General features: G+C 71.9%; 24 protein-coding genes. 11 read left to right on the top strand and 13 right to left on the bottom strand.

Features of this window, described 5'->3' with window-relative positions:
* Window positions 1-59: 59 nt before the first annotated feature.
* From ABTW64_RS04955 to ABTW64_RS04945, 3 genes are read left to right on the top strand one after another with little or no spacing between them, the layout of a single operon-like run.
* Window positions 60-2,543, top strand: coding sequence for a molybdopterin oxidoreductase family protein (locus ABTW64_RS04955; RefSeq protein WP_350619835.1), 2,484 nt, complete (start codon window positions 60-62; stop codon window positions 2,541-2,543).
* Window positions 2,540-2,998, top strand: a complete 459-nt coding sequence (locus tag ABTW64_RS04950; RefSeq protein ID WP_350619832.1) for a hypothetical protein — start codon at window positions 2,540-2,542, stop codon at window positions 2,996-2,998. Before ABTW64_RS04955 ends, ABTW64_RS04950 begins: the two co-directional genes overlap by 4 nt.
* Window positions 2,995-3,507, top strand: coding sequence for an HPP family protein (locus ABTW64_RS04945; RefSeq protein WP_350619830.1), 513 nt, complete (start codon window positions 2,995-2,997; stop codon window positions 3,505-3,507). Before ABTW64_RS04950 ends, ABTW64_RS04945 begins: the two co-directional genes overlap by 4 nt.
* 45 nt (window positions 3,508-3,552) lie before the next feature.
* Here the strand turns inward: ABTW64_RS04945 and ABTW64_RS04940 are convergent, their stop codons facing one another.
* Entirely contained in the window at window positions 3,553-3,846 is a 294-nt protein-coding gene (locus tag ABTW64_RS04940) for a DUF1905 domain-containing protein (protein ID WP_350619827.1), read from the bottom strand.
* Between the two features lie 25 nt (window positions 3,847-3,871).
* Window positions 3,872-5,818 carry a penicillin-binding transpeptidase domain-containing protein gene (locus ABTW64_RS04935; protein WP_350619824.1) on the bottom strand — a complete coding sequence of 649 codons (1,947 nt, stop codon included), beginning with the start codon at window positions 5,816-5,818 and terminating at the stop codon, window positions 3,872-3,874.
* Between the two features lie 136 nt (window positions 5,819-5,954).
* On the opposite strand from ABTW64_RS04935, the gene ABTW64_RS04930 reads away from it, so the two are divergent.
* A complete protein-coding gene (locus tag ABTW64_RS04930; RefSeq protein ID WP_350619822.1) occupies window positions 5,955-6,179 on the top strand; it encodes a hypothetical protein in 225 nt (74 codons plus the stop codon).
* Between the two features lie 66 nt (window positions 6,180-6,245).
* On the opposite strand, the gene ABTW64_RS04925 is transcribed toward ABTW64_RS04930, so the two are convergent.
* Window positions 6,246-6,665, bottom strand: a complete 420-nt coding sequence (locus tag ABTW64_RS04925; protein WP_350619820.1) for a pyridoxamine 5'-phosphate oxidase family protein — start codon at window positions 6,663-6,665, stop codon at window positions 6,246-6,248.
* 184 nt (window positions 6,666-6,849) lie between these two features.
* Here ABTW64_RS04925 and ABTW64_RS04920 point away from each other — a divergent pair, with 184 nt between their 5' ends.
* Window positions 6,850-7,848 (top strand): magnesium and cobalt transport protein CorA, encoded by a 999-nt coding sequence (locus ABTW64_RS04920; RefSeq protein WP_350619818.1) that lies wholly within the window; start codon window positions 6,850-6,852, stop codon window positions 7,846-7,848.
* Between the two features lie 37 nt (window positions 7,849-7,885).
* Here the strand turns inward: ABTW64_RS04920 and ABTW64_RS04915 are convergent, their stop codons facing one another.
* A complete protein-coding gene (locus tag ABTW64_RS04915; RefSeq protein ID WP_350619815.1) occupies window positions 7,886-8,587 on the bottom strand; it encodes an SGNH/GDSL hydrolase family protein in 702 nt (233 codons plus the stop codon).
* A 142-nt stretch (window positions 8,588-8,729) separates the two neighbouring features.
* On the opposite strand from ABTW64_RS04915, the gene ABTW64_RS04910 reads away from it, so the two are divergent.
* On the top strand, window positions 8,730-9,869 hold the full coding sequence (locus ABTW64_RS04910) for a glutathione-independent formaldehyde dehydrogenase (protein WP_350619813.1): 1,140 nt from the start codon (window positions 8,730-8,732) through the stop codon (window positions 9,867-9,869).
* Window positions 9,870-9,882: 13 nt separating this feature from the next.
* Window positions 9,883-10,485 (top strand): flavodoxin family protein, encoded by a 603-nt coding sequence (locus ABTW64_RS04905; RefSeq protein WP_350619811.1) that lies wholly within the window; start codon window positions 9,883-9,885, stop codon window positions 10,483-10,485.
* 40 nt (window positions 10,486-10,525) lie between these two features.
* Here ABTW64_RS04905 and ABTW64_RS04900 read toward each other — a convergent pair whose 3' ends face one another.
* On the bottom strand, window positions 10,526-12,355 hold the full coding sequence (locus ABTW64_RS04900) for a thiamine pyrophosphate-requiring protein (RefSeq protein WP_350619809.1): 1,830 nt from the start codon (window positions 12,353-12,355) through the stop codon (window positions 10,526-10,528).
* Window positions 12,352-12,765: a CBS domain-containing protein gene (locus ABTW64_RS04895; RefSeq protein WP_350619807.1), complete on the bottom strand. Its 414-nt coding sequence runs from the start codon at window positions 12,763-12,765 to the stop codon at window positions 12,352-12,354. The genes ABTW64_RS04900 and ABTW64_RS04895 overlap by 4 nt, the downstream gene beginning before the upstream one ends.
* 162 nt (window positions 12,766-12,927) lie before the next feature.
* Between ABTW64_RS04895 and ABTW64_RS04890 the strand changes: the two genes are divergently transcribed.
* Window positions 12,928-13,080, top strand: a complete 153-nt coding sequence (locus ABTW64_RS04890) for a hypothetical protein (RefSeq protein ID WP_350619805.1) — start codon at window positions 12,928-12,930, stop codon at window positions 13,078-13,080.
* A 77-nt stretch (window positions 13,081-13,157) separates the two neighbouring features.
* Here the strand turns inward: ABTW64_RS04890 and ABTW64_RS04885 are convergent, their stop codons facing one another.
* Entirely contained in the window at window positions 13,158-14,651 is a 1,494-nt protein-coding gene (locus tag ABTW64_RS04885) for an MDR family MFS transporter (protein ID WP_350619803.1), read from the bottom strand.
* A gap of 212 nt (window positions 14,652-14,863) precedes the next feature.
* On the opposite strand from ABTW64_RS04885, the gene ABTW64_RS04880 reads away from it, so the two are divergent.
* Window positions 14,864-16,894: an ABC transporter ATP-binding protein gene (locus ABTW64_RS04880; protein WP_350620497.1), complete on the top strand. Its 2,031-nt coding sequence runs from the start codon at window positions 14,864-14,866 to the stop codon at window positions 16,892-16,894.
* Window positions 16,895-16,901: 7 nt separating this feature from the next.
* On the opposite strand, the gene ABTW64_RS04875 is transcribed toward ABTW64_RS04880, so the two are convergent.
* The 6 genes from ABTW64_RS04875 to ABTW64_RS04850 all read right to left on the bottom strand — a co-directional run bounded on the left by ABTW64_RS04875 (window position 16,902) and on the right by ABTW64_RS04850 (window position 23,632).
* The gene (locus ABTW64_RS04875) at window positions 16,902-17,789 is read right to left on the bottom strand and encodes a glycosyltransferase family 2 protein (protein ID WP_350619801.1); all 888 of its coding nucleotides are present in this window, start codon (window positions 17,787-17,789) and stop codon (window positions 16,902-16,904) included.
* 86 nt (window positions 17,790-17,875) lie between these two features.
* On the bottom strand, window positions 17,876-19,006 hold the full coding sequence (locus tag ABTW64_RS04870) for a cysteine desulfurase family protein (protein WP_350619798.1): 1,131 nt from the start codon (window positions 19,004-19,006) through the stop codon (window positions 17,876-17,878).
* Between the two features lies 1 nt (window position 19,007).
* Window positions 19,008-19,868: a carboxylating nicotinate-nucleotide diphosphorylase gene (nadC, locus tag ABTW64_RS04865; RefSeq protein ID WP_350619796.1), complete on the bottom strand. Its 861-nt coding sequence runs from the start codon at window positions 19,866-19,868 to the stop codon at window positions 19,008-19,010.
* Window positions 19,862-21,376 carry an L-aspartate oxidase gene (nadB, locus tag ABTW64_RS04860; RefSeq protein WP_350619794.1) on the bottom strand — a complete coding sequence of 505 codons (1,515 nt, stop codon included), beginning with the start codon at window positions 21,374-21,376 and terminating at the stop codon, window positions 19,862-19,864. Before nadB ends, nadC begins: the two co-directional genes overlap by 7 nt.
* Window positions 21,377-21,378: 2 nt before the next feature.
* On the bottom strand, window positions 21,379-22,782 hold the full coding sequence (nadA, locus tag ABTW64_RS04855) for a quinolinate synthase NadA (RefSeq protein WP_350619792.1): 1,404 nt from the start codon (window positions 22,780-22,782) through the stop codon (window positions 21,379-21,381).
* Between the two features lie 160 nt (window positions 22,783-22,942).
* Entirely contained in the window at window positions 22,943-23,632 is a 690-nt protein-coding gene (locus ABTW64_RS04850; RefSeq protein WP_350619789.1) for an NUDIX hydrolase, read from the bottom strand.
* Window positions 23,633-23,771: 139 nt separating this feature from the next.
* Between ABTW64_RS04850 and ABTW64_RS04845 the strand changes: the two genes are divergently transcribed.
* Together ABTW64_RS04845 and ABTW64_RS04840 are read left to right on the top strand one after the other, a co-directional pair.
* Window positions 23,772-26,072 carry an MFS transporter gene (locus ABTW64_RS04845; RefSeq protein ID WP_350619787.1) on the top strand — a complete coding sequence of 767 codons (2,301 nt, stop codon included), beginning with the start codon at window positions 23,772-23,774 and terminating at the stop codon, window positions 26,070-26,072.
* Window position 26,073: 1 nt separating this feature from the next.
* Window positions 26,074-26,538, top strand: coding sequence for a MarR family winged helix-turn-helix transcriptional regulator (locus ABTW64_RS04840; protein WP_350619785.1), 465 nt, complete (start codon window positions 26,074-26,076; stop codon window positions 26,536-26,538).
* The last annotated feature ends 12 nt before the right edge of the window (window positions 26,539-26,550 follow it).

Raw genomic sequence — 26,550 nt, 5'->3', positions numbered from 1 at the left:
GCTGTCGAGCGGGTACACCTCGGCGCGCTGCCGCCGCAGACTCTGCGCGGGAGGTCGGCATGGCGGTGGATCGGATCGCGGACATCTGGGGGACCAGGACGCCGTTCGCGCGCGGCGAGCAGTGGCCCGTGCGTGTGGACACGAAGCTGGCGGACGGGCTCGACTCGGGCGAGGTCGATCGCTGGGTGCAGTCCGCCTGCGTCCTGTGCAGCAACGGCTGCGCGGCGGACATCGCCGTCAAGGACGGGCGCATGGTGGGCATCCGGGGGCGCGCGGCGGACGTCGTCAACCACGGACGCCTGGGCCCGAAGGGGCTGTTCGGCAGCTGGCAGGGCATGACGGGGCAGGACCGGCTCACCACGCCTCTCATCCGGCGGGACGGCGAGCTGGTCGAGACCGACTGGGACACCGCCATGGACGCGATCGTCGAGCGCAGCAGGCGTCTGCTCGCCGAGAAGGGCCCGCTCAGCATGGGCTTCTACACGAGCGGTCAGCTGTTCCTCGAGGAGTACTACGCGCTGGGGATCATCGGCAAGGCCGGCATCGGAACGCCCCACATGGACGGCAACACCCGGCTGTGCACGGCGACGGCCGCAGCGGCGATGAAGGAGAGCTTTGGGTCGGACGGACAGCCCGGCAGCTACTCCGACATCGACGAGTGCGACGCGGTCTTCCTGTTCGGCCACAACATGGCCGAGACACAGACCGTGCTGTGGGCGCGCATCCTCGACCGACTCGCGGGCCCCAACCCGCCACGGGTGGTGTGCGTGGACCCGCGGGAGACGGAGGTCGCCCGCCATGCCGAGGTGCACCTCGCGGTGCGACCGGGCACGAACCTCGCACTCATGAACGGCCTGGTGCGCGAGCTGTTCGAAGGCGGCTGGATCGACGACGAGTACGTCGCCGCGCACACGATCGGCCGGGACGAGCTCCGCGAGACGGTCGAGCCCTGGACCCCCGAGCGCGTCGCCGAGACCTGCGGCGTGCGCGCCGAGGACGTGCGGCACGCCGCCCGCATCTTCGGCACGTCGGATCGCGTGCTTTCCACCGTGCTGCAGGGGTTCTATCAGTCGTCGGATGCGACGGCCTCCGCATGCCAGGTCAACAACCTGCACCTGCTGACGGGACGGATCGGGAAGCCGGGATCGGGCATCCTGCAGATGAACGGGCAGCCGACGGCGCAGAACACGCGGGAAGCCGGCGCGGACGGCGACCTGCCGGGGTTCCGCAACTGGGAGAACCCGGAGCACGTGCGAGAGCTGGCCGACCTGTGGGGAGTCGCCGTCGATCAGATCCCCCACTGGGCCCCGCCCACACACGCCATGCAGATCTTCCGCTACGTCGAGCAGGGCAGCATCGAGTTCCTGTGGGTGCAGGCGACGAATCCGGCGGTGTCCATGCCGCAGGCCGAGCGCATCCGGCGCATCCTCGGCACCCCGGGTCTGTTCCTCGTCGTGCAGGATCTCTACCTGACCGAGACGGCCCGGCTGGCGGACGTCGTGCTGCCGGCCGCCGGCTGGGGCGAGAAGCAGGGCACCTTCACCAACGTGAACCGGACGGTGCACCTCTCGGACAAGGCCGTCGATCCACCGGGCGACGCCCGCAGCGACCTCGACATCTTCCTCGACTACGCCAGGCGCATGGACTTCCGTCGCGATGACGGTGCGCCGCTGCTCGACTGGTCGGGCCCGGAGGACGGCTTCCGCGCCTGGCAGGAGTGCAGTCGCGGGCGGCTGTGCGACTACACGGGGCTGAGCTACGAGCGCTTGCGCGGCGGCAGCGGCATCCCATGGCCCTGCAACGACGAGCATCCCGACGGCACCGACCGGCTGTACGCGGATGGAGTGTTCCCCACCGAGACGGAGCGAGCCGAGACCTTCGGCCACGATCTGCTCACGGGCGCCACCGTCGGCCCGGTCGCGTACCGGGCTCTGCGCGCGGACGGGCGGGCGATCCTCAAGGCCGCCGCATACAACCCGCCGCACGAGGTGCCCAGCGACGAGTTCCCGCTGCAGTATTCGACCGGCCGCACGGTCTACCACTTCCACACGCGCACGAAGACCGGGCGGACACGCCAGCTGCGCCGGGCCGCACCCTCGGCCTGGGTGGAGCTGTCGCGCGCGGACGCCGCGCAGCTCGGCATCGACGAGGGCGACATTGTGCGCGTCGTCTCGCCACGCGGCGAGATCGTCGTGCCCGCGCGCGTCGGCGATGTGCGCGAGGGCTGCGTCTTCGCACCCTTCCACTACGGCTACTGGGAGGATGATCGCTCCGGCCCCGACGGGCACCCGACCGCCGCCAACGAGCTGACGATGACCGAGTGGGACCCGGTGTCGAAGCAGCCGATCTTCAAGGTCGCGGCCGTGCGCGTGGAGAGGGTGGCCGACGGCGACGCGCCCGCGCCGGCTCCGACCACCACCGCGTCGCGCCCGGCCGCGCCCGCGCGCGTTCCCGCCACGGTCGGCGGCCGCGACGCGGAGGTCGATGAAGCGCTGGGCGCGGCCGAGCCGCCGCGACCGCCGGGCGCGAGGAGGACGTCATGAAGCTGGCCGTCTACATCGGTCTCCTGCGCGCGGGCGAGAAAGCGCTCGCGCAGTCGTTCCGCCAGTTGGCGGAGGGGCACGGCGACGAGCCCGACGTGTACCACCTGTGCCATACGCTCGCCGGCCAGAGCGAGGAGCACGAGCGGCTGCTCACGCCGATCGTGGAGCGCTACGGCGAGCAGCCCGATGACGAGCCCGAGCGCTTCCGCGCGGACGCCATGAGCGAGAGCCGGACGGGTGCGCTCGCGCTGCTGCGCGATCTGCAGGATGTGCACATGCTGGCGTGCTTCGTGGACACGACCTGGACCGTCGTGAAGCAGGGAGCGCTCGCACTGCGGGACGAGGAGCTTCTCGGCGTGGCGACGCGGTGCGAGCAGCAGACGAAGCTGCAGCACGACTGGCTCAGCACCCGCATCAAGCAGGCGGCACCGCAGGCGCTGCTGGTGTCGTCATGACCACGGCGGGAGCCCGTCTCCGCCAGACCCGCGCCGGCGCCGCGGGCTACGCCGCACTGTGCGCGCTCATCGTGCTCGCCCTCGCCGGGGGCGTCGGGCTCGCGCTGCGGCAGCCATGGCTGTTCCCGAGCCTGGGGCCGACCGTCATGCTCTTCTTCGAGTCGCCCGAGACGCCGTCGTCGCGTCCTCGGAACGCGATCGTCGGACACGGCGTGGGCCTGATCGTGGGCGCGGGATGTCTGTACGCGCTGGGCCTTGCCGGGCAGCCGTCGGCACCCGAGGGCGGGCTGACGGCGGCCCATGCCGTCGCCGCGGCGCTGTCGGTGGCCCTCACCACGCTCGCGCTCACCCTGCTGCGCATGCCGCACCCGCCGGCGGGTGCCACGACCATGATCGTCAGCCTCGGCATCCTGAGCCAGCCGCCGCAGCTGCTCGCGATGGCGGGAGCGATCGTCCTCGTCACGCTCGCCGGATGGGGCATCAACCGGTTGCTGCTCGGTCGCGCGTGAGCTCCGCGATGCGCCGGTTCGTGGCGCAGGACGGGCTCCGACGGGTCAGTCGCGCTCGCCGGGCAGACGCACCGTCGCGATCACGACGTCTCCGACGTCGATCCGCTCGGCGCGCTGCACCGCGACTTTGATCGGCAGCAGGAACCGGCCGTCCTTCGGCCACATGGCGGTGTCGAACTCGGTGCCGCCGATCACAGCCGTCACGGGGATCTGGCCCCAGTACTGCAGACCGCGCGCGGCGTCCTTGATCTCGCCGAACAGCGCGACGGGAACAGGAGCGAACACGAAGGGCGCGGGCCCGCGCCACTCGATCAGCTCGGCCTCGAACCTCCACGCCATGCCGCCGATCGTACGCGCGCGGGGCTCACCAGCGCTCGAACAGCGACGCGAGCAGGGGCCCGGCGGTCGTGGCGCCGGAGACGCCCGACTCGACGAACACCGCCACGGCCAGATCGCCGTGTGTGCCGACCATCCAGCCGTGGGTCCGGTACGCGCCGTCCGGGCCCGGCTCGCCGTACTCGGCCGTGCCGGTCTTCGCACCGACGGGCTCACCCGGCGCCGCTCCGAGGAACGTCGCCGAGCCCTCCGTGACCACCGCACGCATGAAGCCGCGCAGGGCCGCCGCCTCCGCCTCGGTGAGCGGCGTGGCCGGCTTCGCCTCGCCGGCGCGGTCGACGAGCAGGTGCGGCACGACCGTGTGGCCGGCCTGGATGGACGCGGCGACCGTGGCCATCGCGAGCGGTGACGCCAGGATGCGGCCCTGGCCGATGAGGTCGGCGGCGTTCTCGGTCTCGCCCTCGGCCGGGGGCACCTCGCCCATCGCAGCCGGGTACCCGAGGTCCAGCTCGGCGCCGAGGCCGAGTGTCTCGGCCGCGGATGCGAGCGCGCCATCGTCGATGCGGTCGCGTGCCCCGATCAGGGCCGTGTTGCACGAGTTCGCGATCGCGGTCTGGAACGTGATGTCTCCCACCGCGGCGGCGGGGTAGTCGTCGTAGTTCTGGAAGGTGAAGCCATCGACGGTGATCGTCTCGGGGCAGGTCAGGGTGTCGTCGGGCGCGACGCCCGCGCGCAGCAGCGCGAGGGCAGTGACCAGCTTGAAGGTCGAGCCGGGCGCATACTGCCCGGCCGTCGCGACGTTCATGCCGCCGTTGCCGCTGCCGTTCGCCGCGGCGAGGATCTCGCCGGTGGAGGGGCGCAGCGCCACGATCGCGCTCGCCCCGCTCTCCTCGCCGAGCTGCGACAGGATCTGCTCGGCGTCGGATTGGAGGCTCTGGTCGAGCGTGACCGCGAGCGGCTCCCCGGGGACGGCGTCCCACGTCGCGAGAGTGCGCCGTGTCCCGTCGGCGGTGACCGCCTCGATCGCCGTCTCGGGGGTGCCGCGCAGCTGCGCGTCGTAGGTCGCGAGGAGCCCCGAGAGCCCCACCTGATCGCCAGGCCTGACCGCGCCCTCCGACGCCTCGACGACCTCGGCGGTCGCCTCGCCCACGTATCCGAGCACCTCACGAGCGAAGCGGCGCGTCGGCGCGAGCACCATCTCGTCCGGGACGACAAGCGCACCGGGGATGCTCGCGAACTCGGGGCTCACGTGCAGGTGCTCCTCGCCCTCGCGCACGACGAGCGCCTCGACGAAGGCCTCCGGACCCGCGCTCTCGGCTGCGGCGCGGTACGCGGCAGGATCGATGCCGACCGCCGCGGCGATGCGCTCGGCCGAGGCGCCGACCGCAGCCGGGTCGGTGTTGGCCTTGTCGAGCCCGTACCGCCCCACCGGCCGCCTCGTGACGATGGCCTCTCCGGACGCATCGACGACATCCGCACGGGGCGCGAACTCGCGCCGGATCTCGATGCGCTCGTCCTGCTGGAGCTCGGGGACGAAGGTCGCGGGGGTCCAATCGACCGCCCACTCCGCGTCGCCCTCGCTCTCGCGCTCGAGGAGGAGGGCCGTCGTGTCGTAGGTCCACTCGTGTCCCTCGACGGTCCACGACCAGCTCAGCGGCACCGTCGCCTCATCGCCGTCGCGTTCGAGCTCGCCCGCCGTGACGTCGACCTCGTACCCGCCGAGGGGCGACGCCTGCTCCTGGAAGACGCTTTCGGCGTTCGGGTCGATCAGCGGCACGCCCTCGAGCGAGTGCTGCGACAGGGCGGTCGCGAGGTCGCTCGCGAGCGCGCGGGCCGCGTCGCCGCTGGTGTCGGCGCACCCCGCCAGGGGCAGCAGAAGTGCCGCCAGGGCGAGCACGCCGCCTCGCCGGAGGGCGGCGGGGCACTGGGAGCGGGACGCCGAGCGGGGCGGAGCGAAGGAGCGGGGGACGGGCACCCCGTCATCCTGGCACGTACCTGGGACATCGCTGGGAAGCAGGCGTCGCATGTGGAGAGACAGCGCTCGGATAACCGGGTCCGCGCACGAGCGCAACCCCTGGCGTGCGCGAGCGCGGTCGGCCTAGCGTCGCGGTATGGCTCTGGACACCATGCTCGCGGCAGAGATCGAGCAGCAGCTGAAGGCGATGGACGAGAAGGAGCGTGCGCAGTTCACGCTCGACCTGGTCGAGGTCGTGCACCGCTACGCGACGTCGGACGCGGTGGGCGAGGAGAAGGTCGACGGCGAGTCCGACGGCCTCGACGCGGTGCTGGAGGCGGCCAGACGGCACGCCGAGAGCGCGCGCGGCACCGCCGTGTGACCATCCCACCCGGCGGCTCCCGCTGCGCGATCGCGTAGGTCGACGGGAGCCCTCCGTGCGGCATGCTCACTCACGCCGCAGCGAGTCGGTGCGCTCGCGGCGCACGCGCCGCCCGCTCACGCTCTGGGCATGGAACCGGAGGTGGAGCGGACGCGAGCGGCCGACCCACGGGATGACCCGCCCCGGGTCGGCGAGCTCGGAGATCTCGGCGTCGGTCATGGCATGGAGACTGCCGTGCATCAGCACGCTCCATCCGAGGCCGCGGTGCGCCTCCAGGTGGTCGACCTCGAACGCCACGCGCTCGGCATGCGGCGCGAGCGTGCCGACCACGCCGTCGGGAACCGTGCGCAGCACGAGGTCTGTTCCGTGCAGCAGGTAGTTGAGGGGAATGACCTGCACCTCGCCCTCATGGACGAAGCCCAGACGCCCCACCGAAGCCGTGGTGAGCAGCTCGCGGCATTCCTCTTCGCTCAGCGTGATGATCATCCGGGCACCCTTTCCTGCCGTCGTGGATCATGCGGGCCCTGCGTCTTCCCTCCGATCGTACGTCGGCGTCCCAGAGGCCGGTCGAGGTTGCGGGATGCGCCCGGTTGTGCCACGACGCCGCATGACCGACCGGTCTCGGCCGCGCCTGCGCGGTCGGGGCGCCGCCGCCGCGCAGAATGAGCGGGTGCCCATCATCGACAACGCCGTCTACGTCGGCGGACACCGGATCGAGAACCCGGCGAGCCTCGACGAGACCTTCGAGTACATGCGGGCGCAGGGCGGCATGGCCTGGATCGGGCTGTTCCGGCCCACACGCGCGGAGATCGAGCAGGTCGCGGCCGAGTTCTCGCTGCACCCGCTCGCGGTCGAGGACGCCCTGTCGGGGCACCAGCGCGCGAAACTCGAGCGCTACGGCGACATCCTCTTCGCCGTGCTGCTTCCCGCGCGGTACGTCGACGCGAAGGAGATGGTCGAGTTCGGCGAGCTGCACGTGTTCGTCGGGCCCGACTTCGTGGTGACCATCCGGCACGCCGAGTCACCCGACCTGGCGCGCGTGCGGCAGCGGATGGAAGGGCTGCCCGAGATGCTCGCCTACGGCCCCGAGGCCGTGCTCTACGCGATCCTGGACGAGGTCGTCGACGAGTACGAGCCGGTCGCTCGCGGGCTGCAGAACGACATCGACGAGATCGAGGACGACCTGTTCGGCGACGACGGCGCCGAGCTCTCGCAGCGCATCTACAAGCTCTCCCGGGAGGTGATCGGATTCCAGCGCGCGGCCGACCCCATCCGCACGATGCTCGAAGCTCTGCTGCGCGGTGCCGACCGGTACGGCGTGCACATCGAGCTGCAGCGCGCGCTGCGGGATGTGCTCGACCATGGCATCCGGATCGCCGAGCGCCTCGGGTCGTTCCGCGTCATCCTGGACAACGCGCTGACCGTGAACTCGACGCTCGTCACACGGCGGCAGACGGAGACGGCGCTCGCCCAGAACGAGCAGGTCAAGCGCATCTCGGGCTGGGCGGCGATCCTGTTCGGTCCCAGCATCGTCGCCGGCATCTACGGCATGAACTTCCACCACATGCCCGAGCTGCACTGGGTGTGGGGCTATCCGATGGCCATCGGGATGATGGCGGCCACCGCCGTCGGCCTGTATGCCGTGTTCAAGTGGCGCCGCTGGATGTGAGCCCGGATGAGCTCGCGCCGGATGCGCGGGCCCGGGTTCAGAGGACGCCGGCCTGCCGCAAGGCGTCGCGGACGCGCTCGGCGTAGGCGCGGTGGCCCTCGGCGGTGAGGTGCAGGCGGTCCGCCCCGAACGGCAGGCGCCACTCGAGGGTCGAGATGTAGGCGAAGCCGTGCCGCTGCGCCTCGCGGGCCAGCAGCGCGTCCACGTCGCGTTCGCGGTCGGTCGCGGGGGCATCGATCGGACCGATCAGCACGACCTCGCCGGCCGCCTCGGCGTGGGCGAGCACGTCGTCGACGGCGGCCTCGAGGTCGGCGGGGTGCGCGAACACGTCGTTGATGCCGCCCTGGATGATCAGCGGATCGCCGTCGGAGACCTCGAGTGCACGGCCGATCCGGTCGCGGAAGGACTCGTCGCCGCACAGCCCCGGGTTCGCGTACCCCGTTCCGCCCACCGCGTCGAGCGTGACCGTCAGGTCGGGCTCGAGGCGCACGAGCTCGTCCGTCCAGCGCTGACCGCGGTCGCTCAGCGTGTCGCCCGCCGAGTACGAATCGCCCAGCACCGTGACGCCGCGCGCGCCGCGCCCCAGCGGCTCGACCTCGCCGTAGCGCTCCTGGTAGGCCTGGATGTCCGCGCATCCCGGTGCGGCCGCCTGCGAACGCGTCAGTGCGAAGGCGGCCACGGCCCCCGCCACGAGCACGGCGGTCGCGACCACGGCGATGAGGATCCGGCGGGTGCGCATCGTCCCATCCTGACGCGGTCAACCTGCTCGAACCCTGGATCGGTCGCGCGCACCGCCGGTCTGTCAACCCGGGCGACAGCGGAAGACGGGTGGCGTTGACTCGCGAGTGCCGGCGATCCGCGCCGGCGACGAGAGGAGAGCCATGAAAGCCGTCGTCTATCGCGATGCCTTCGACGTGCGCGTCGAGGAAGTCGACGATCCGAGGATCGAAGCCCCGCTCGACGCGGTCATCAAGATCACGACCGCGAACATCTGCGGCTCCGACCTGCACCCGTACGAGGGGCGCGCCCCGATGGAGTCGGGCATGACTCTCGGCCACGAGAACATGGGCGTCGTGGTCGAGGTCGGTCCCGGGGTCGAGCGCATCAAGGTCGGCGATCGCGTCTCTGTGCCGTTCAACATCGCGTGCGGCACGTGCCGCAACTGCAACGCCGGCTTCACGTCGGCCTGTCAGCGCGCGAACCCGTCTGGAATGCCCGGCGCCGGCTACGGCTATCCGAAGATGGGCCCGTACCAGGGTGGTCAGGCGGAGTACCTGCGGGTGCCGTGGGCCGACTTCAACCTCCTGCTGCTGCCCGAGGGGACCGAGCACGAGAACGACTTCACCATGCTGTCGGACATCTTCCCGACGGGTTACCACGGCGCCGAGCTCGCCGGAGTGAAGCCGGGCAGCTCGGTCGTGGTGTTCGGGGCGGGTCCGGTGGGCCTCATGGCCGCACACAGCGCGATGCTCAAGGGGGCGGCGCAGGTGATGGTGGTCGACAAGGAGCCTGACCGGCTCGCGCTGGCCGAGCGGTTCGGCGCCACGGCCGTCGACTTCTCGAAGACGGATGTCGAACAGGCGGTCATGGATGCGACCGGTGGGCAGGGCGCCGACTGCGGCATCGAGGCGGTCGGCTACCAGGCGCACGACGCGGCGGGCGAGGAGCACCCCGAGCTGGTGCTCGACCAGCTCGTCAAGGTGGTGCGCGCGACCGGCGGTCTCGGGGTGGTCGGCGTGTACGTGTCGCAGGATCCGGGCGCATCGACCGAGCCCGCGAAGCAGGGCCGCTACGAGTTCACGTTCGGTGCGGCGTTCGAGAAGGGGCTGACCATCGGCACGGGGCAATGCCCGGTCAAGCGCTATAACCGCGAGCTGCGCGACCTGATCATCCAGGGCCGTGCGAACCCCTCGCTGATCGTCTCGCACGAGCTCGCCCTGAACGAGGCGCCGTCGGCCTACGAGCGCTTCGACAAGCGCGAGGACGGCTGGACCAAGGTGCTGCTGCACCCGGCTGCCTGAGGGAGGAGCGAACGTGCGCGCACTCGCACTCAACTGCACCCTCTCGCCCTCGCCGGCGGCATCGAGCACCGAGGTGCTCAACGGCCAGGTGCTCGACGCGCTGGCCACGTGGGGCGTGACGGGGGAGCAGGTCCGCGTCGTCGACCATGACGTGCGTCCCGGGGTGAAGACCGACATGGGGGACGGCGACGAGTGGCCCGCGCTGCGGCGCAAGGTGCTGGAGGCCGACATCCTGGTGTTCGGCACGCCGACCTGGATGGGGCACATGTCGAGCGTCGCCCAGCGCGTGCTGGAGCGGCTCGACGCGGAGCTGTCGGAGACGGATGAGGAGGGCCGCCAGATCCTCGCGGGGAAGGTCGCCGTGACCGTGGTGCTCGGGAACGAGGATGGGGCGCACGGCATCACGGCCGACCTGTACCAGGCGCTGGTCGACGTCGGCTTCTCGGTGCCCTCGCAGGGCGGGGTCTATTGGAACGGGGAGGCCATGCAGACGGTCGACTACAAGGACCTCGAGCAGACGCCCGAGAAGGTGGCGAGCACCACGGCGACGCTCGCCCGCAACGCCGCGCACCTCGCGCGCGTGCTGATCGAGTCGCCGTATCCACCGCCCGCGTGAAGGGAGGCGGGCCCGGGTGCGTCCGGGCCCGCCGCCTCCTTCAGGTCGCGGGCATGTCGAGGTAGGCGTCCAAGAGCCGCAGCGCCCGCTCGGCGTGCGCGCCGCCGTGCGCGGCCTCGTCCTGCAGCGCCTTCCGCATGGTGTCGGCCGCGTCGGGGGATGACGCCGAAGGCGGCAGCAGCGGCACGGCGGGATCCGTCCGCAGATGCAGGATGTACGGCCGGTCGCTCGCGAACGCGCGGCCCCACGCGGCATCCAGATCATCCGGCGACGCGACGGTCTCGCCCTCCAGGCCCAGCATCCGGGCGTACTCGGCGTAGGGGAATCGGGGCAGATCCTGCGTATCCGGGAAGCGGGGCGCGCCCTCCATCTCGCGCTGCTCCCAGCTGACCTCGGCCAGATCGCCGTTGTCGAACACCGCCACGATGAAGCGCGGATCGGCCCAGTCGCGCCAGCGGTCTGCCACCGTGATCAGCTCGGCCACGCCCGTCATCTGCATGCCGCCGTCCCCCGCCAGCACCACGGTCGGCCTGCCCGGCGCGCCGAGCTTGGCCGCCAGACCGTACGGCACGCCGCACCCCATGGTCGCCAGCGTGCCCGAGACGTGCGCGGGCACCCCGCGCGGAAGCCGCAGCTGGCGGGCGTACCAGTACACGACGCTGCCGACGTCGAGGGCCACGCGGGCGTCGCCGGGCAGGTGCCCGTTCAGCGCGCGCAGCACGGCCTCGGGGTTGAGCGGCTCGGCCGGCACGGCCGCGCGGCGCGCGCTCGTGTCATTCCAGCGCTCGACCGCGTCGAGCACGCGTGCCCACCAGTCGTCCTCGGGGCGCTCCTCGATCAGCTCGGCGAGCCCGCGCACAGCCGCGGTCGCGTCGGCCACGACGCCGACATCGACGGGGAAGCGGTTGCCGATCATCCGCGGGTCGCGGTCGATCTGGATCGCGGCGGCCTGTCCCGGGGCCGGGTAGTACTCGGTCCAGGGATCGTTCGAGCCGACGATCAGCAGCAGGTCGCACCCGGTGAGCAGCTCGGCGCTCGCCGTGGTGCCGAGGTGGCCCATGGTGCCGGCCGCGAACGGCAGCGACTCGTCGATGAAGGGCTTGCCGAGCAGGCTGGTGACGATGCCCGCACGCAGACGCCGTGCCAGGCCCGTGAGCTCATCCGCGCATGCCGCTGCGCCCCGGCCCGCGAGGATCATCGGGCGGCGCGCCCCGGCGAGGAGGTCGGCGGCCTCACGCAGCCTCTCGGGGGAGGGCGCGACGAGGGCGGGCTCGTACACCGCCGCCGTGCGCACGACGCCGTGCGACGGGGTGCTCGGCGAGCGCGTGACCTCCGAGGCCTCGGCGCTCTGCACGTCGTGCGGCAGGATGACCACGGCCGGCGCCCGCTCGGCGAGCGCGCACCGGAAGGCCCGGTCGATCGCGAGCGGCACCTGCTCCGGCGTGGCGACCTGGGTGATGTATGCCGAAGCGACATCGGCGAACAGCGTGCGCAGATCGACCTCCTGCATGTAGCCCGAGCCCAGCGTGCTGCGGTGCTGCTGGCCGATCAGGGCCACGACCGGCGCGTGATCGAGCTTGGCGTCGTACAGCCCGTTCAGCAGGTGGATCGCGCCGGGGCCCTGCGTGGAGATCACCACGCCGGCCCCGCCGTCGTACTTCTCCTGGCCCACCGCCATGAAAGCCGCGTTCTCCTCGTGCCGGGCCTGGACGAACTCGATGTCGGCCTCGGAGCGGCGCAGGGCATCCAGCACCCCGTTGATGCCGTCGCCGCTGTACCCGAACACGCGTCCGACGCCCCATTCGCTGAGGCGTCGGACGATCTGATCGGCGACGGTGCCGGGCTGGGGGCTGCCGTCGGCCTCGCTCACTCGGAGATCTCCTCGACGGTCTCTCCCGCCTCCACCGCCGAGAGCTCGCGCGCCACGTCGGCCTGCGCGAGGATGCCGACGAGCTTGTGGTCCTCGATGACGGGGAGACGACGCACCTGGTGGTCCTGCATGAGGGTGAGGGCGTCGCGCACGTCGGCCCCGGCCTCCACCCACACGGGCGTGCCTTCGCCGAGCGAGCCGGCGGTCGCGGTGCGGGGATCGCCGCCCTGCGCCAGGCACTTCACCACGATGTCGCGGTCGGTCAGCATGCCCTTGAGCTTTCCGTCCTCGCCGCAGATCGGCAGCGCGCCGACGTCGAGGTCGGACATCAGCTTCGCGGCGTCGACGAGCGTGCCGTTCTCGGCGATGCATCGAGGATCGGGGGTCATCAGGTCACGTGCGAGGGTCATGGGTCCATCCCTTTCGCTTGCGGTCGTGCCCGGGCCGGTCGTCCGGACACTGGCGACGCTAGGAGGCGCCTCCTTCGCGGGCACGTCCCTTGACAGGGGCAGACCGGAGGCGTAGCCGAGCCGCGGCCCTCGTCGCGTCGCGCCAGGCGTACGATGGCCCGCGTGACTTCGCATGAAGACGACGTCGTCGACCCCGACGAGACGGTGCGCGCGCAGATCCTCGATGCGCTTCCGGGACCGGGTTTCGGCCTGACACCGCTCGGCGACCCGGCGGCCGAAGTCTGCGCCGACGGCATGTGCCGCCTGCCGGTCTGAGCCCGCGGGACGCCCGTGCCCGGACGGCGAAAGGCCGTCACGTCCCTGCGGCGTGACGGCCTTTCGCGTGGGCAGGCTCAGTGCCCGCCGTGGAATCCCTCGGCCGGCTCGTCGGGCTTGCGCACGAAGAACGCCGCCACGACGGCGACGACCGCGACGATGGCCGAGAACAGGAAGGCCGCCCGCGCCCCGGCCGCTCCCGCCGCGAGTTCTGCCACGCCGGCCTCCTGCTGCGATGCGGACACCGACGCCATGGTGGTGATGAGCACCGCGACGCCGGCCGCTCCCGCGACCTGCTGCAGCGTGTTGAGCACGGCCGAGCCGTGCGAGTACAGGCGCGGCCGCAGCGATCCCAGCGACGCCGAGAACAGCGGCGTGAACGACATCGCCATGCCGATCGACATGGTCACCTGCGCCACGACGAGGGCCCACACCGGCGTCGCCTCGGTGAGCGTCGCGTAGAACGCCATGACCCCCGCCACCAGCACCGTGCCGGGGATCAGCAGGATGCGGGGCCCGCGCGCGTCGTAGATGCGGCCGATGAACGGGCCGAGCACACCCATCATGATGGCGCCCGGCAGCACCACGAGGCCGGACTCGGTCGCGGTGAGGCCCGCCACGTTCTGCATGTACAGCGGCAGGGCCGTGAAGGTGCCGAACATCGCCAGCGACAGGATGCCCATCACGACGATCGCCATGGTGAAGTTGCGCGAGGTGAACACGCGCAGGTCGAGCAGCGCGTCGTCGACCCGCTGCAGGGCGATCTGCCGCCAGACGAACAGGCCGAGCATGACCACCGCTCCGGCGAGGATGCCCGTGGCGACGGCGGGCGACATCGCGGCCGTGCCCTCGGCGCCGTGCGAGCCGCCGCCCATCTGGCTGAGCCCGAACACGATGCCGCCGAAGGCCAGGGCCGACAGGATGACCGAGAGCACGTCGAGCGGCGCGTGCGAGGTCTCGCCCAGGTTGGTGAGCAGCTTGACGCCGATGACGAGCGCGACGAGCGCGATGGGCAGCACGACGCCGAAGATCCAGCGCCAGTTCGCGACGTCGAGCAGCACGCCCGCCAGCGTCGGCCCGATGGCAGGAGCCAGCGAGATCACGATGCCGACGCGGCCCATGATGCGGCCCCGCGCGTGGCCCGGCACCACCGTCATGACCGTGGTCATGAGCAGCGGCATCGTCACGGCCGTGCCGGCCGCCTGCACGATGCGGCCGACGAGCAGCACCTCGAAGCCCGGCGCCACCAGGCACAGCAGGGTGCCCGCGGTGAACAGCGACATCGCGAGCACGAAGGCCTGGCGCGTCGTGAGGCGCTGCAGCAGGAAGCCGGTGGTCGGGATGACGACGGCCATGGTGAGCATGAAGGCGCTCGTGAGCCACTGGCCGAGCTCGGGCGGGACGCCGAGATCGACGTTGAGATGCGGGATCGCGATGCTCATCGTCGTCTCGTTCAGGATGGCGACGAACGCGGCGATCAGCAGCAGCCAGATGACCCGCATGCCCTTCGGGTCGACCTCGGGGAGGCGGGGCACCGAGCCGGTGCTCGTACTGGTGTCTGTGGCGGTCATCGTTCTCCTCGAGAAGGCGGGACGGGATCGCCGCATGCAGCGTCGGATGGGCGGAGCGAGCGGAGGCTCGGACGCGGCGGCGCGGGATGAACCACGCGAGATCCGCCGGACTCACAAGCGTAACGGCGGCGTCCGACATCCCATTCCCGATCCGCGCGAGTTCATCCGGCGGTCACCCTGTCGGCGCCCGTCATTAGGCTTGCCGCATGAGCATGGGGATGCGCGGCGGCGGCCGCCCGGGCGGCTTCGGCCGGGTCGACGAGGACGCGCAGCGACGGCAGAACGCCGAGGCGCCGCGCGTGCCCGACCTGGGGCGGCGCGTGGTCGCGCTGTTCCGCCCCTACCGCGCCCGCATCGCCGTCACCGGGCTGCTCGTGATCGTCGGCGCGGCGCTCGGAGCCATCCCGCCGCTGGTCATCCAGCGCATCTTCGACGACGCGCTGTTCCCGACCGACGGCGGCGCCGTGCGGATGGACCTGCTCGTGCGGCTGGTCCTGCTCATGATCGGCCTGTACGTCGCGAGCGCGCTCGTCGGAGTGGCCCAGACCTGGTTCACCTCGAACGTCGGCAACCGGGTGACGGGCGACCTGCGGGTGCGGATGTTCGAGCACCTGCAGGCCATGGAGCTCGGCTTCTTCACGCGCACCAAGACGGGCGTCATCCAGTCGCGCCTCCAGAACGACGTCGGCGGCGTCTCGGGCGTGCTCACCAACACCGTGTCCAGCATCCTGGGCAACACCGTCACGGTCATCGCGTCGCTCGTCGCGATGATCCTGATCGACTGGCGCCTGACCCTCATCGCGGTGGTCCTCATGCCGATCCTGGTGCTGGTGCAGCGACGCGTCGGTCAGATCCGCGCGAAGATCGCGGCCGAGACCCAGCAGTCGCTGTCGGAGCTGACGGCCATCACCCAGGAGACCCTGAGCGTGTCGGGCATCCTGCTGTCGAAGTCCTTCAACCGCCAGCGCACCGAATCGGCGCGCTACGCCGACGAGAACGCCAATCAGATCCGGCTGCAGGTGCGTCAGGCCATGAGCGGCCAGGGGTTCTTCGCGGTCGTGCACGTGCTGATGGCCAGCGTCCCGGCCGTGATCTATCTCGTCGCCGGATTCCTGCTGGCGGGCGGCGCCGGCATGCTCACCGCGGGGACGATCGTCGCGTTCACGACCGTGCAGGCGCGCCTGCTCCAGCCCCTGATCGGCCTCATGCGGGTGGCGCTCGACGTGCAGACGTCGGCGGCCCTGTTCGCGCGCATCTTCGAGTACCTCGATCTGAAGCCGGCGATCCAGGACGCTCCCGACGCGATGTCGGTGGCCGATGCGCCGGGGCCGATCGGGCGCATCGAGTTCCGCGACGTGTCGTTCCGGTACCCCGACGCGAGCCCTCGGACGCGGCCGACGCTGCAGGGCGTCTCGTTCGTGGCCGAGCCGGGGCAGCAGGTGGCCTTCGTCGGCCCCAGCGGCGCGGGCAAGACGACGGTGCTGTACCTGACCCCGCGCATGTACGAGGCGGCGTCCGGAGAGGTGCTGTTCGCCGGAGCGGACGTGCGCCGGCTCACCCAGGAGTCGATCATCGACCACGTCGGCATCGTGTCGCAGGAGACCTATCTGTTCCACGCCACGATCCGCGAGAACCTGCGCTATGCGAAGCCCGACGCGAGCGACGCCGAGATCGAGGAGGCCTGCCGCAAGGCGAACATCCACCACATCATCGCCGGGTTCGAGCAGGGCTACGACACGGTCGTGGGGGAGCGCGGCTACCGCCTCTCGGGCGGCGAGAAGCAGCGCATCGCGATCGCGCGCGTCCTGTTGAAGGATCCGCCGGTGCTGCTGCTCGACGAAGCGACCAGTGCGCTCGACACCGTCTCGGAGCGCATCGTCCAGGATGCGCTGGAGACGGCGGCCGCGGGTCGCACGACGCTGTCGATCGCGCACCGCCTGTCGACCGTCATCGATGCCGATGTGATCCACGTGATCGAGGCCGGGCGCATCGTCGAGTCGGGCACGCACGCCGAGCTGCTCGCGCTCGGCGGCCTGTACGCGGACCTGGCGGAGGAGCAGCTCGCCGCGAGTCGCGTGCTCGAGGCAGAGGCCGAGGGCCTGTCCGACGCCGACGACCCGCAGCTGCGCACGCGCCGCGCCGATCAGCCGCCGGACGACGACCGCCCCGTGTCCCCGCGAGGCGTCGCGCTGACGCCGGTGGCGCTCGACGACGCTCCGCCGCCGCAGATTCCCGGCGCCTGACCGCGATTCAGCGCACGAGCGGGTGGAGTTCGGCGGCGAAGGCCTCCACGGCCGCACGAGAGTGCGGAGCGAGATCGAGTGAGCGCAGACGGGGGACGTCCATCCGCAGGATCTGCGCGATGCGCGCCTGCACGGCGACCTCCGGGCCTTCTCGCCGCAGGACGTCGATGCCGTCGCGCAGGGCGTCGAGACACGCGGCCAGCACGTCGGGTGCGGCCTCGCGCTGAGTGATGGAGGTGCCCTCCGCGCGCACACGCCAGTGGACCACCGGCTCGGCGACGGTGTCGATGGCCCGGGCGCGCGTGTAGAGCAGCTGCGTCACCGCCTGATCCTCGTACAGGCCCTGGGGGAAGCGCACGTCGCGCCACAGCTCGGTGCGGCTGACCTTCGACCACGCCACGATGTTGCCGGTCACCTCCGGATGCTCGGCCAGCGTGACGCCGGTGCGTGCCGGCGACGTGGAGGCCTCGACCCAGGGCTGCACGGGCGACGGCGCATATCGTCCGCCGGGCAGCGGACGCAGCCGGGTGTACTGACCCACCGCGATGTCGCTGGCGGTGCGCTCGAGCGATCCGACCAGCAGCTCGAGGGCGCGGGGGAGCATCACGTCGTCGGCGTCGAGGAACGCCACGTAGGAGGTCTCGACGAGGGCGAGTCCCGTGTTGCGGGCGGCTCCGAGGCCGCGCTGGACGGGGTGGGAGACCACCGTGAAGCGCGCGTCCCGCGCCGCGACATCCGCGAAGACCTCGCCGGTGCCGTCGGTGGACCCGTCGTCGATCAGGATGGCCCGCCAGCGCTCGAGCGTCTGCGCGCGCAGCGAGTCGAGCGCCTCTGCGGCGTACGGCGCGACGTTCCAGCCCGGCACGATGACGGTCACGAGCGGCGAGGCGGTCACCTGCCGATCCTATGGCGACGCGGCCTTCCGTCGACGCGGTGCTCCGGCGACGCGGTCCTGTGGCGACGCGTTCCTGCGGCGACGCGTCACAGGCCCCGCACGGCCGCGACCGACGCGGCGATCGCCTCGGCGACCGGACCGAGGCCCTCGCGGTGCGTCTGGGAGAGCGACAGGCGCACGCCCGTGAGCGCGACCTCCGCCGGCACCCCCACGGCCAGGAGCACGTGCGACGGGTCGGAGCTGCCCGCGGCGCACGCCGAGCCGCTCGAGCAGACGATGCCCCGGCGCTCGAGCTCGAGCAGCACCGCCTCTCCGCTCGTGCCCTCGAAGGTGAAGCTGGCGGTGCCCGGAAGGCGCTCGCGCGGGTGGCCCGTGAGCCGCGCCGACGGCACCTCCGCGAGCACTCGCTCGACGAGCTCGTCCCGCAGGGCCGCAACGCGCGCCGCGTTCGCGACGCGCTCCGCCTCCGCCAGCTCCATCGCCGTGGCGAGCGCCACCGCCCCGGCCACGGACTCCGTGCCGCTGCGTCGCCCGCGTTCCTGACCGCCGCCGTGCACGAGCGGCTCGATCGGCACGCGCCCTCGTACCGCGAGCAGCCCCGTGCCCTTCGGCGCGCCCAGCTTGTGGCCGGCCACCGTGAGGGCATCGACCCCGAGGTCGTCGAGCGGCAGCCATCCGGCGGCCTGCACGGCGTCGGTGTGCAGTGGCACGTGCTCCGCAGCACGGCGGAGCGCGGCGATGTCCTGCACCGTGCCGATCTCGTTGTTGGCGAGCGCGATCGAGACCAGGGCCGTGTCATCCCGGATCGCGCCAGCCAGCTCCGAGGGATCCACGCGGCCGGCGCCGTCGACCGGGAGCCGCGTCATCTCGAACCCGTGCACGCGCTGCAGGTAGTCGGCGGACGCGAGCACCGACTCGTGCTCGATGGCGGAGACGATCACGTGCCGCGATCCGCGTGTCTGCTGCGCCGCGATCGCGATGCCCTTGACTGCGAGGTTGTTCGCCTCCGTGCCGCCCGACGTGAACACGATGTCGCGGCGCCGCATGCCGAGCAGCGGCGCGATCCGCTCCCGCGCCTGTTCGAGGGCCGCTGCGGCGCGCTCGCCATACGTATGGCGGCTCGAGGGGTTGCCGAACTCGCCGGTGAGGTACGGCGCCATCGCCTCGAGCACCTCGCGCCGCACCGGGGTCGTCGCGGCGTTGTCGAGATAGAGCACGTCAGGCGCCCACGACCACGTCGAGGCCCAGGTCGAGCGCGGTGGCGGAGTGCGTCAGCGCTCCGACCGAGATCACATCGACGCCGCTCTCGGCGATCGCGCGCACGGAGTCGAGGTCGACCCCGCCCGACGCCTCTGCGATCGCTCGTCCGCCGATGAGCTCGACGCCCCGGCGAAGATCGGCGAGGGCGAAGTTGTCGAGCATCACGGTGTGGGCTCCCGCCGCGAGCACCGGTTCGATCTGCTCGAGCCGGTCGACCTCGACCTCCACATGCATCGTGTGGGGCAGGCGTGCGATCCCCGCACGCAGTGCGGCGGTGAGCGCATCGCCTGTCGCGCCCGCGGTCAGCACGGCGAGGTGGTTGTCCTTCGCCATCACGGCGTCGGACAGCGAGAAGCGGTGGTTGAACCCGCCGCCGCATCGCACGGCGTGACGTTCGAAGGCGCGCAGGCCCGGCGTGGTCTTGCGGGTGTCGACGATGCGGGCGCGCGTGTGCGCGACCTCCGCGACGTAGCGCGCGGTGAGGGTCGCGATGCCGGACATCCGCTGCGCGAAGTTGAGCGCGACGCGCTCCGCGGTCAGCAGCGACTGCGCCGGTCCGGCGACCGTGGCGAGCACGGCTCCGCTCTCGAAGCGCTCGCCGTCGGCCGCATGCAGGTCGACGCTCACCGAGGGGTCGGTCAGCCGGAACGCGGCGGCGAACACCTCGGCGCCGCTCAGCACGCCGGGCACCCGCGCGACCAGCTGGGCGCGTGCCGTCGCGTCGGCGGGCAGCAGCGCCTGGCTCGTGATGTCGCCCCACGGTGCGTCCTCCTCGAGCGCGAGCGCGACGGTGCGGTCGATGGTCTGCGGGGTCAGCATGCGGCTCCTGACGGAACGGAAAGAGCGGGAACGGGGAGGGGGGATCGCGGCATGTCGTCGGAACGGCAGTGGGCCCCGACGGATGCGGGTCGGGCGAGCGCCGCCGCCACGAGGGACTGCGCCACCAGCAGCAGGTTGTCGTCCTCGTGCTCCGCGACGGTGCGCGGGGCGGGCCGCCCGGCGCACCAGGCGGCGATCGTGTCGGCCGCGAGCCTCAGGCCGTCGGCATCGCGGATCAGGCCCGCATGCGCCCACATGAGCTCCTGCAGCGCCTCCCGCGAGAACGGCAGGATGTCGCCGCTCGCCTCAGCGCGGGCCGGAGACGTGGCGCGCAGCGGGTGATCGCCGCCGCCGCGTGCGACGTCCGCCGCCGCGCGCGCACCGAACACCGCGCCCTCGAGCAGCGAGTTCGAGGCGAGGCGATTGGCACCGTGCACGCCCGTGCGGGCGGTCTCGCCGATCGCGTAGAGCCCCGGCAGGGTGGTGCGTGCGTGCAGATCGGTGCGCACGCCTCCCATCAGGTAGTGCGCCGCGGGCGTGACAGGAACCGGCTCGCGCGTCCAGTCGAGCCCGCGCTCGCGCATCGCGGCGTCGATCGAGGGGAAGCGCTCCCGCAGACGGGGCACCCGTGTGGCGTCTAGCCGCACCGGCCGCCCGCCCTGCGCCGCCATGCACGCGGCCACGGCCCGCGCCACGACATCGCGGGGCGCCAGCTCGCCGTCCGGATGGGCATCGAGCGCGAAGCGGTTCCCCTCATCGTCGATCAGCGTCGCGCCCTCGCCCCGCACCGCCTCGGAGATCAGGAAGGGCGATCCGGCCGCGAGCACGGTCGGATGGAACTGCACGAACTCCAGGTCGCGCACCTCGGCCCCCGCGCGCAACGCAGCTGCGATGCCGTCTCCGGTCGCCACGCGCGGATTGGTGGTGCGCGAGAACAGCCGGCCGGCGCCTCCCGTGGCGAGCACGATGGCGTCCGCGGTCAGCGTCTGCGACCTGCCCTCGCGCAGCAGCCGCACCCCGTTCGCCCTGCCTGCCGACATCACGATCCCGGTGAGGAAGGCATGCTCGATGATCCGGATGCCCGCCTCGCGCGCGGCCCGCAGCAGCGCGCTCTCGATGGCCAGGCCGGTCGCATCGCCGCCGGCGTGCAGGATGCGGGGGAACGAGTGCGCGGCCTCCAGTCCACCGCGCAGCCGCCCGTCGGCATCCCGGTCGAAGGCGATTCCCCACCCGGCGAGCTCGCGGACGCGCGCGGGCCCCTCGGAGACGAGCACGTGCACCGCGGCCTCGTCGCACAGGCCGGCTCCCGCGGCCAGGGTGTCGCGCGCGTGGTCGGAGATCCGGTCCGCGGCGAAGACGGCGCCCGCGATGCCGCCCTGCGCCAGGCGGGTGGACCCCTCGTCGGCCGCGGCCTTGGACACGAGCGTCACGTCGACGCCCCGGCGTGCGGCGTGCAGGGCGAAGGTGAGACCGGCGATGCCGGTGCCCACGACGATGGCTGAGGTCACGCTCAGGCCCGTCGGGCGGGCGCCTGCGGCACGCAGGCGAGCATCCGGTTGAGCGCGACGCGCGCGGGGTGGGCGACGGCGTCGGGCACGGTGATGCGGTTCACGACGTGGCCGGCCACCAGCTCCTCGAGCACCCAGGCGAGGTAACCGGGGTGGATCCGGTACATGGTCGAGCAGGGGCAGACCACCGGGTCGAGGCAGAAGATCGTGTGCTGCGGATGCTGCGCGGCGAGTCGCTGCACCAGATTGATCTCCGTGCCGATGGCGAAGGTCGTCGGCTCGGTCGCCTGCTCGATCGCGCGCCGGATGACGTCGGTCGAGCCGGACTCGTCGGCCGCGTCCACGACCGGCATCGGGCACTCGGGATGCACGATCACCCGCACACCGGGATGCTCGGCGCGCGCTCGGTCGATCTGGTCGACGGTGAAGCGACGGTGCACGGAGCAGAAGCCGTGCCACAGGATGACGCGAGCCGCGCGGAGCTCGTCGGTCGAGGAGCCGCCGAGCGGGCGGTGCGGGTTCCACATGGGCATGGCGTCGAGCGGCACCCCCATGGCCTTCGCCGTGTTGCGGCCGAGGTGCTGGTCGGGGAAGAAGAGCACGCGGCGGCCACGCGCGAACGCCCATTCGAGCACGGTGCGCGCGTTCGACGAGGTGCACACGATGCCGCCGTGCCGGCCCACGAAGCCCTTGATCGCCGCCGACGAGTTCATGTAGGTCACCGGCACCACGGGCACGAGGCCGTCCGCGTCGGGCTCGTCGAGGGGGCCGTACAGCTCCTCGAGCTGCTCCCAGCACTCCTCGACCTGGTCGATGTCGGCCATGTCGGCCATGGAGCATCCGGCAGCGAGGTTCGGCAGGATGACGGCCTGCCCGTCGCCCGACAGGAGGTCGGCGGTCTCGGCCATGAAGTGGACGCCGCAGAACACGATCGCCTCGGCGTCGGGATGGGTCTTCGCGGCGTTCGCCAGCTGGAACGAGTCGCCGACGTAGTCGGCGTGCCGCACCACCTCGTCGCGCTGATAGAAGTGCCCCAGGATGACGACCCGATCGCCGAGGGCCCGCTTGGCGGCCCCGATGCGTGCATGCAGCTCGTCGTCCGAGGCCTCGCGATAGGCCATGGGCAGCTCGCCCTGACGTGGCGCGCCGGTGGGGATCACGTCGCCCATCGAGGCGCCCGGCCCGTAGCCCGGCGCTGTGTCGAAGGTCCAGGGCGACGCCGCCAGCTCCGTGCTGCAGGTGCTCCCGGGAGCGGCGCCGGAGACGATCGCCTGGATGCCGCGGTCCACGGAGGCGTCGAGCGCGCGCGAGCGAGCGATGGTCGACGACGGGATGGCGGACGGCGCGGACGGCGCGGACGGCGCGGACGGCGCGGACGGCGCGGTGGTCAGGGGAGTGGCGGCCATGCGGCCCTCGCCTTCTGGTCGAAGCGACACTTACTGTCGCGCCCACATTAAGTCACCCTGACCAGAACTGCAACGCCGGGCATGTGAAGACGCGCGCACCCGCCGACGGCGCGAGGCCGGCGCGTGCGAGCGGGGTGCCTCGCCCTGCGGGGCGCTGCGGCTACGAGCGGCCGAGGCTCTCCGCCTCGGCCTCGGCGTTGTACCGGAAGAGGCGCGCCGGGCGGTGCTTGCCGGTGCGGAACGACTCCGTGGGCACGAGCGCCTCCGAGCCCTCCAGCAGGCGGCGGAAGTTCGACGGATCCAGGCGGCGGCCGAGCACCGACTCGTAGACCTCGCGCAGCTCGGTGAGGGTGAACTCGTCGGGAAGGAGGCCCGCCGCGATGCGGCTGTAGCCGACCTTGTTGCGCAGCCGCCACAGCGCGTACTCGGCGATGCGGTTGTGATCGAACGCGAGCGGCGGCAGGCCGTCGACGTCGAACCACTCGACGTTCTCGGGAGCCCCGGCCACCGAGCGCTGTGCGTCGACCAGGTCCGAGCGCAGTAGTGCCCAGTACACGACGGACACCACGCGCGTGGGGGAGCGGTCCACGTCGCCGAACGTGTAGAGCTGCTCGAGATAGCTGGGCGCGAGGGCCGTGGTCTCGGCCAGTGTGCGTGACGCGGCGTCGCCGAGGCTCTCCGTCGCGTCCAGCCATCCGCCCGGCAGCGCCCACATGCCTTCGTGGGGTGCGCGGGTGCGCTTGACCAGGGGCAGCATCAGGCGGTCGGCGCCGGGTGCGGTGCGCAGAGAGAAGATCACGGTCGAGACCGCGACCCGGATCTCGTCGTTCCGCGTGCTGGTCTCGGTCACGCCCTCGACCCTACTTCGTGTGGGCCGCGAGGCCCCAGCGGCGGCCGGCGGGCGGGAATTTGATCCAAGTCAACGATTGTGACATGGTTGATGCATGTCAACTGATGCTCGGCGTCCCGATACGCAGTCCCCACCCGCCATGCGTCCCGCACAGGTCATCCAGGCGATCTCGGGCCTCATGGCGGCGATGTTCGTCGTGCTGATCTCATCGACGGTCGTCGCGACGCCGATGCCGAAGATCATGGCCGACCTCGGTGGCACCAACACCGAGTACACGTGGGTGCTGGTCGCCGCGTTCCTGACGATGACCGTGACCACGCCGGTCTGGGGCAAGCTCGCCGACATCTTCAACCGCAAGCTGCTGCTGCAGATCGCGCTCGCGATCTTCACGCTCGCCACGGTCGCTGCGGGTTTCGCGGGCTATCTCGATGAAGGCGGCGCGACATGGCTGATCGCATGGCGGTTCGTGCAGGCCGTCGGCACGGGCGGCCTCATGGCCCTGGGTCAGGTGGTCATCGCCGACATCATCGCCCCGCGTGAGCGTGGCAAGTACATGGGCATCATGGGCGCCGTCATGGCGGTCGGGCAGATCGCCGGTCCTCTGCTCGGCGGCGTGGTCGCCGACACCTGGGGCTGGGAGTGGTGCTTCTTCATCGGGGTGCCCGTCGCGGTCGTCGCGTTCGTCCTGATGCAGGCGACACTCAAGGTGTCCAATCGCACGCGCGCGGTGCGCGTCGACTTCCTCGGCATCGGCTTCGTCGTGGCGAGCATCGGCATGCTCATGCTGTGGGTCGGCTTCGGCGGTCGGCCCGACGAGGGCGGCTTCGCGTGGGACTCCGCGATCAGCTTCTTCATCGCCGGCGCGGGCGTGCTCCTGGCCGCCGCGGCGATCGTGACCGAGTTCCGGGCGAAGGTCTCAGAGCCCGCGGCCCCCGGGCAGCCGGTGCCGGTCAAGCTCGACCTGGTCGGCGCGGCGTTCATCGTCGCCGGCATCAGCCTCATCCTGATCTGGATCAGCCTCGGCGGAAAGCCCGACGCCGGCGGCTTCGAGTGGGACTCGGCGGCGAGCCTCACGATGGTCGGCGTGGGGGCGCTGTTCACGCTCGGCGCCATCATCACGCAGTTCGTCGTGGCGGAGCCGATCATCCCGCTGCGCCTCTTCGCGCAGCGCACGTTCGCCCTCGCCTCGGTCGCGTCGGTGTCCGTCGGCGTGACGATGTTCGGCACGTCCGTGTTCCTGAGCCAGTACCTCCAGTACGCGCGCGGTTTCACGCCGACGGACGCGGGGCTGGCGACCATCCCGATGGTGATCGGCTCGATGGCCGGCGCGATCGGCGTCGGGCAGGCGATCTCTCGCACCGGCAAGTGGAAGATCTTCGTCATCCTCGGCGCGGTGGTCCTCACCGCGGGCCTCTGGCTGATGTCGACGATCCACTACGACACCGAGATGTGGCACGTCTGGATCTTCATGTTCCTGCTCGGTCTGGGCTCGGGCGTGCTGATGCAGAACCTCGTGCTCGTCACGCAGAACTCGCTGCCCCCGGCGATGCTCGGCGCCGGCAGCGGTGCCATCGCGTTCTTCCGCAGCCTGGGCGGCACGGTCGGCGTCACCGTCCTCGGGTCCATCCTGGGGACTCAGGTCGGCGACAAGATCAAGACCGGCCTGGAGGACCTGCTCGCGGGGATCGACCCGGCCCTCGGTGTTCCGGAGGTGCTGGCGGAGTACCCGGACTGCGCGGACAGCCTGGAGCGGATGCAGTCGGGCAGCCTTCCCGACATCGCCGCGCTGTGCGAGCCCGTGCGCACGGTCGTGGAGAGCGGCTACGGCGATTCGATCGCCCACCTGTTCCTCCTGGTCGTGCCCCTCGCGATCGTCACACTGCTGTGCACGATCTTCCTCCCGAACAAGCCGCTGTCGCGCAAGACCGCGGCGCAGCAGATCGAGGAGGAGCTCGGTGCCGAGCTCGCCGCCCTCGAGCCCGCCGAGAAGGGCGGCGCCGGCTTCCGCGAGCTGGTCGAGACGGGGCAGATCGCTCTTCCCGAGACGGATGAGCCGGAGCGGGAGCATGCCCGGGCGGCCCAGACCCGCGCCGAACAGCGCCGGGCGATGAGCGCCAACGGCGACCTCGAGCCGGCGTCGGCGGGCGGGCTCACCGAGGATGCGACGGCGGCCGTCTGGCGAGATGCGGAGAAGGCCCGGGAGGCGGTGGAGCGGATGCAGTCCGTGGTCGACCGCGCCAAAGCCGCGTTCGACGAGATCGATCGTCACACCGCCGACGCCGCGGCGACGCTGCGGGCCTATGACCGCAGCCTGCAGCAGGCCATGCGCGCCGAGGCCGCGCATGCCGGGCAGGTGCTCGAGCAGGCGCGTGCGCGTCATGAGGCAGCCGAGAGGGCGCTCGCCGAGCTCCCCGGCGACCCGGCGGTCCGCGAGGACTGAGATGGACGACGCCACGCCCGTCGACGACCTCGAGGCCGCGTTCGCGACGCTCGGACCGCTGGTCAAGGGGAGGATGGCCGCCGTCGCGGCGGCCATCCATCCCGGCCTGCGACCCGCGGGATGGAATGTGCTGCGCGTTGTGCTGACCGCGAGTCATCGCCCACCGGGAGCGGTGCTGGCGGTCTCGGACATCGTGGCGGAGACGCAGATGGACAAGTCGGCGGTGTCGCGCCAGCTGCGCGACCTGAAGGACTGGGGGCTCGTGACCCTGCGCCGGTCGCAGGGGGACGCCCGCATCTTCGAGGTGTCGCCCACCCCCGAGGCGATCGCGCGGCACGCCGCGGTGCGCCGCGCGGCGCGCGCGCAGTATCGCTCGGTGTTCGCCGAGTGGGACGAGCGCGACGTCGAGAAGCTCACCGAGCTGCTGGGTCGGCTGGCGCAGTCGGCGCTGCACCGGATCGAGTGACGACGTCGCGAA

It is taken from the genome of Microbacterium sp. NPDC096154, from assembly GCF_040302945.1.
Classification (GTDB): Bacteria; Actinomycetota; Actinomycetes; order Actinomycetales; family Microbacteriaceae; genus Microbacterium.
The sequence above is the reverse complement of the archived record's forward strand: the minus strand, read 5'-3'. Positions and strand labels throughout refer to the sequence as shown.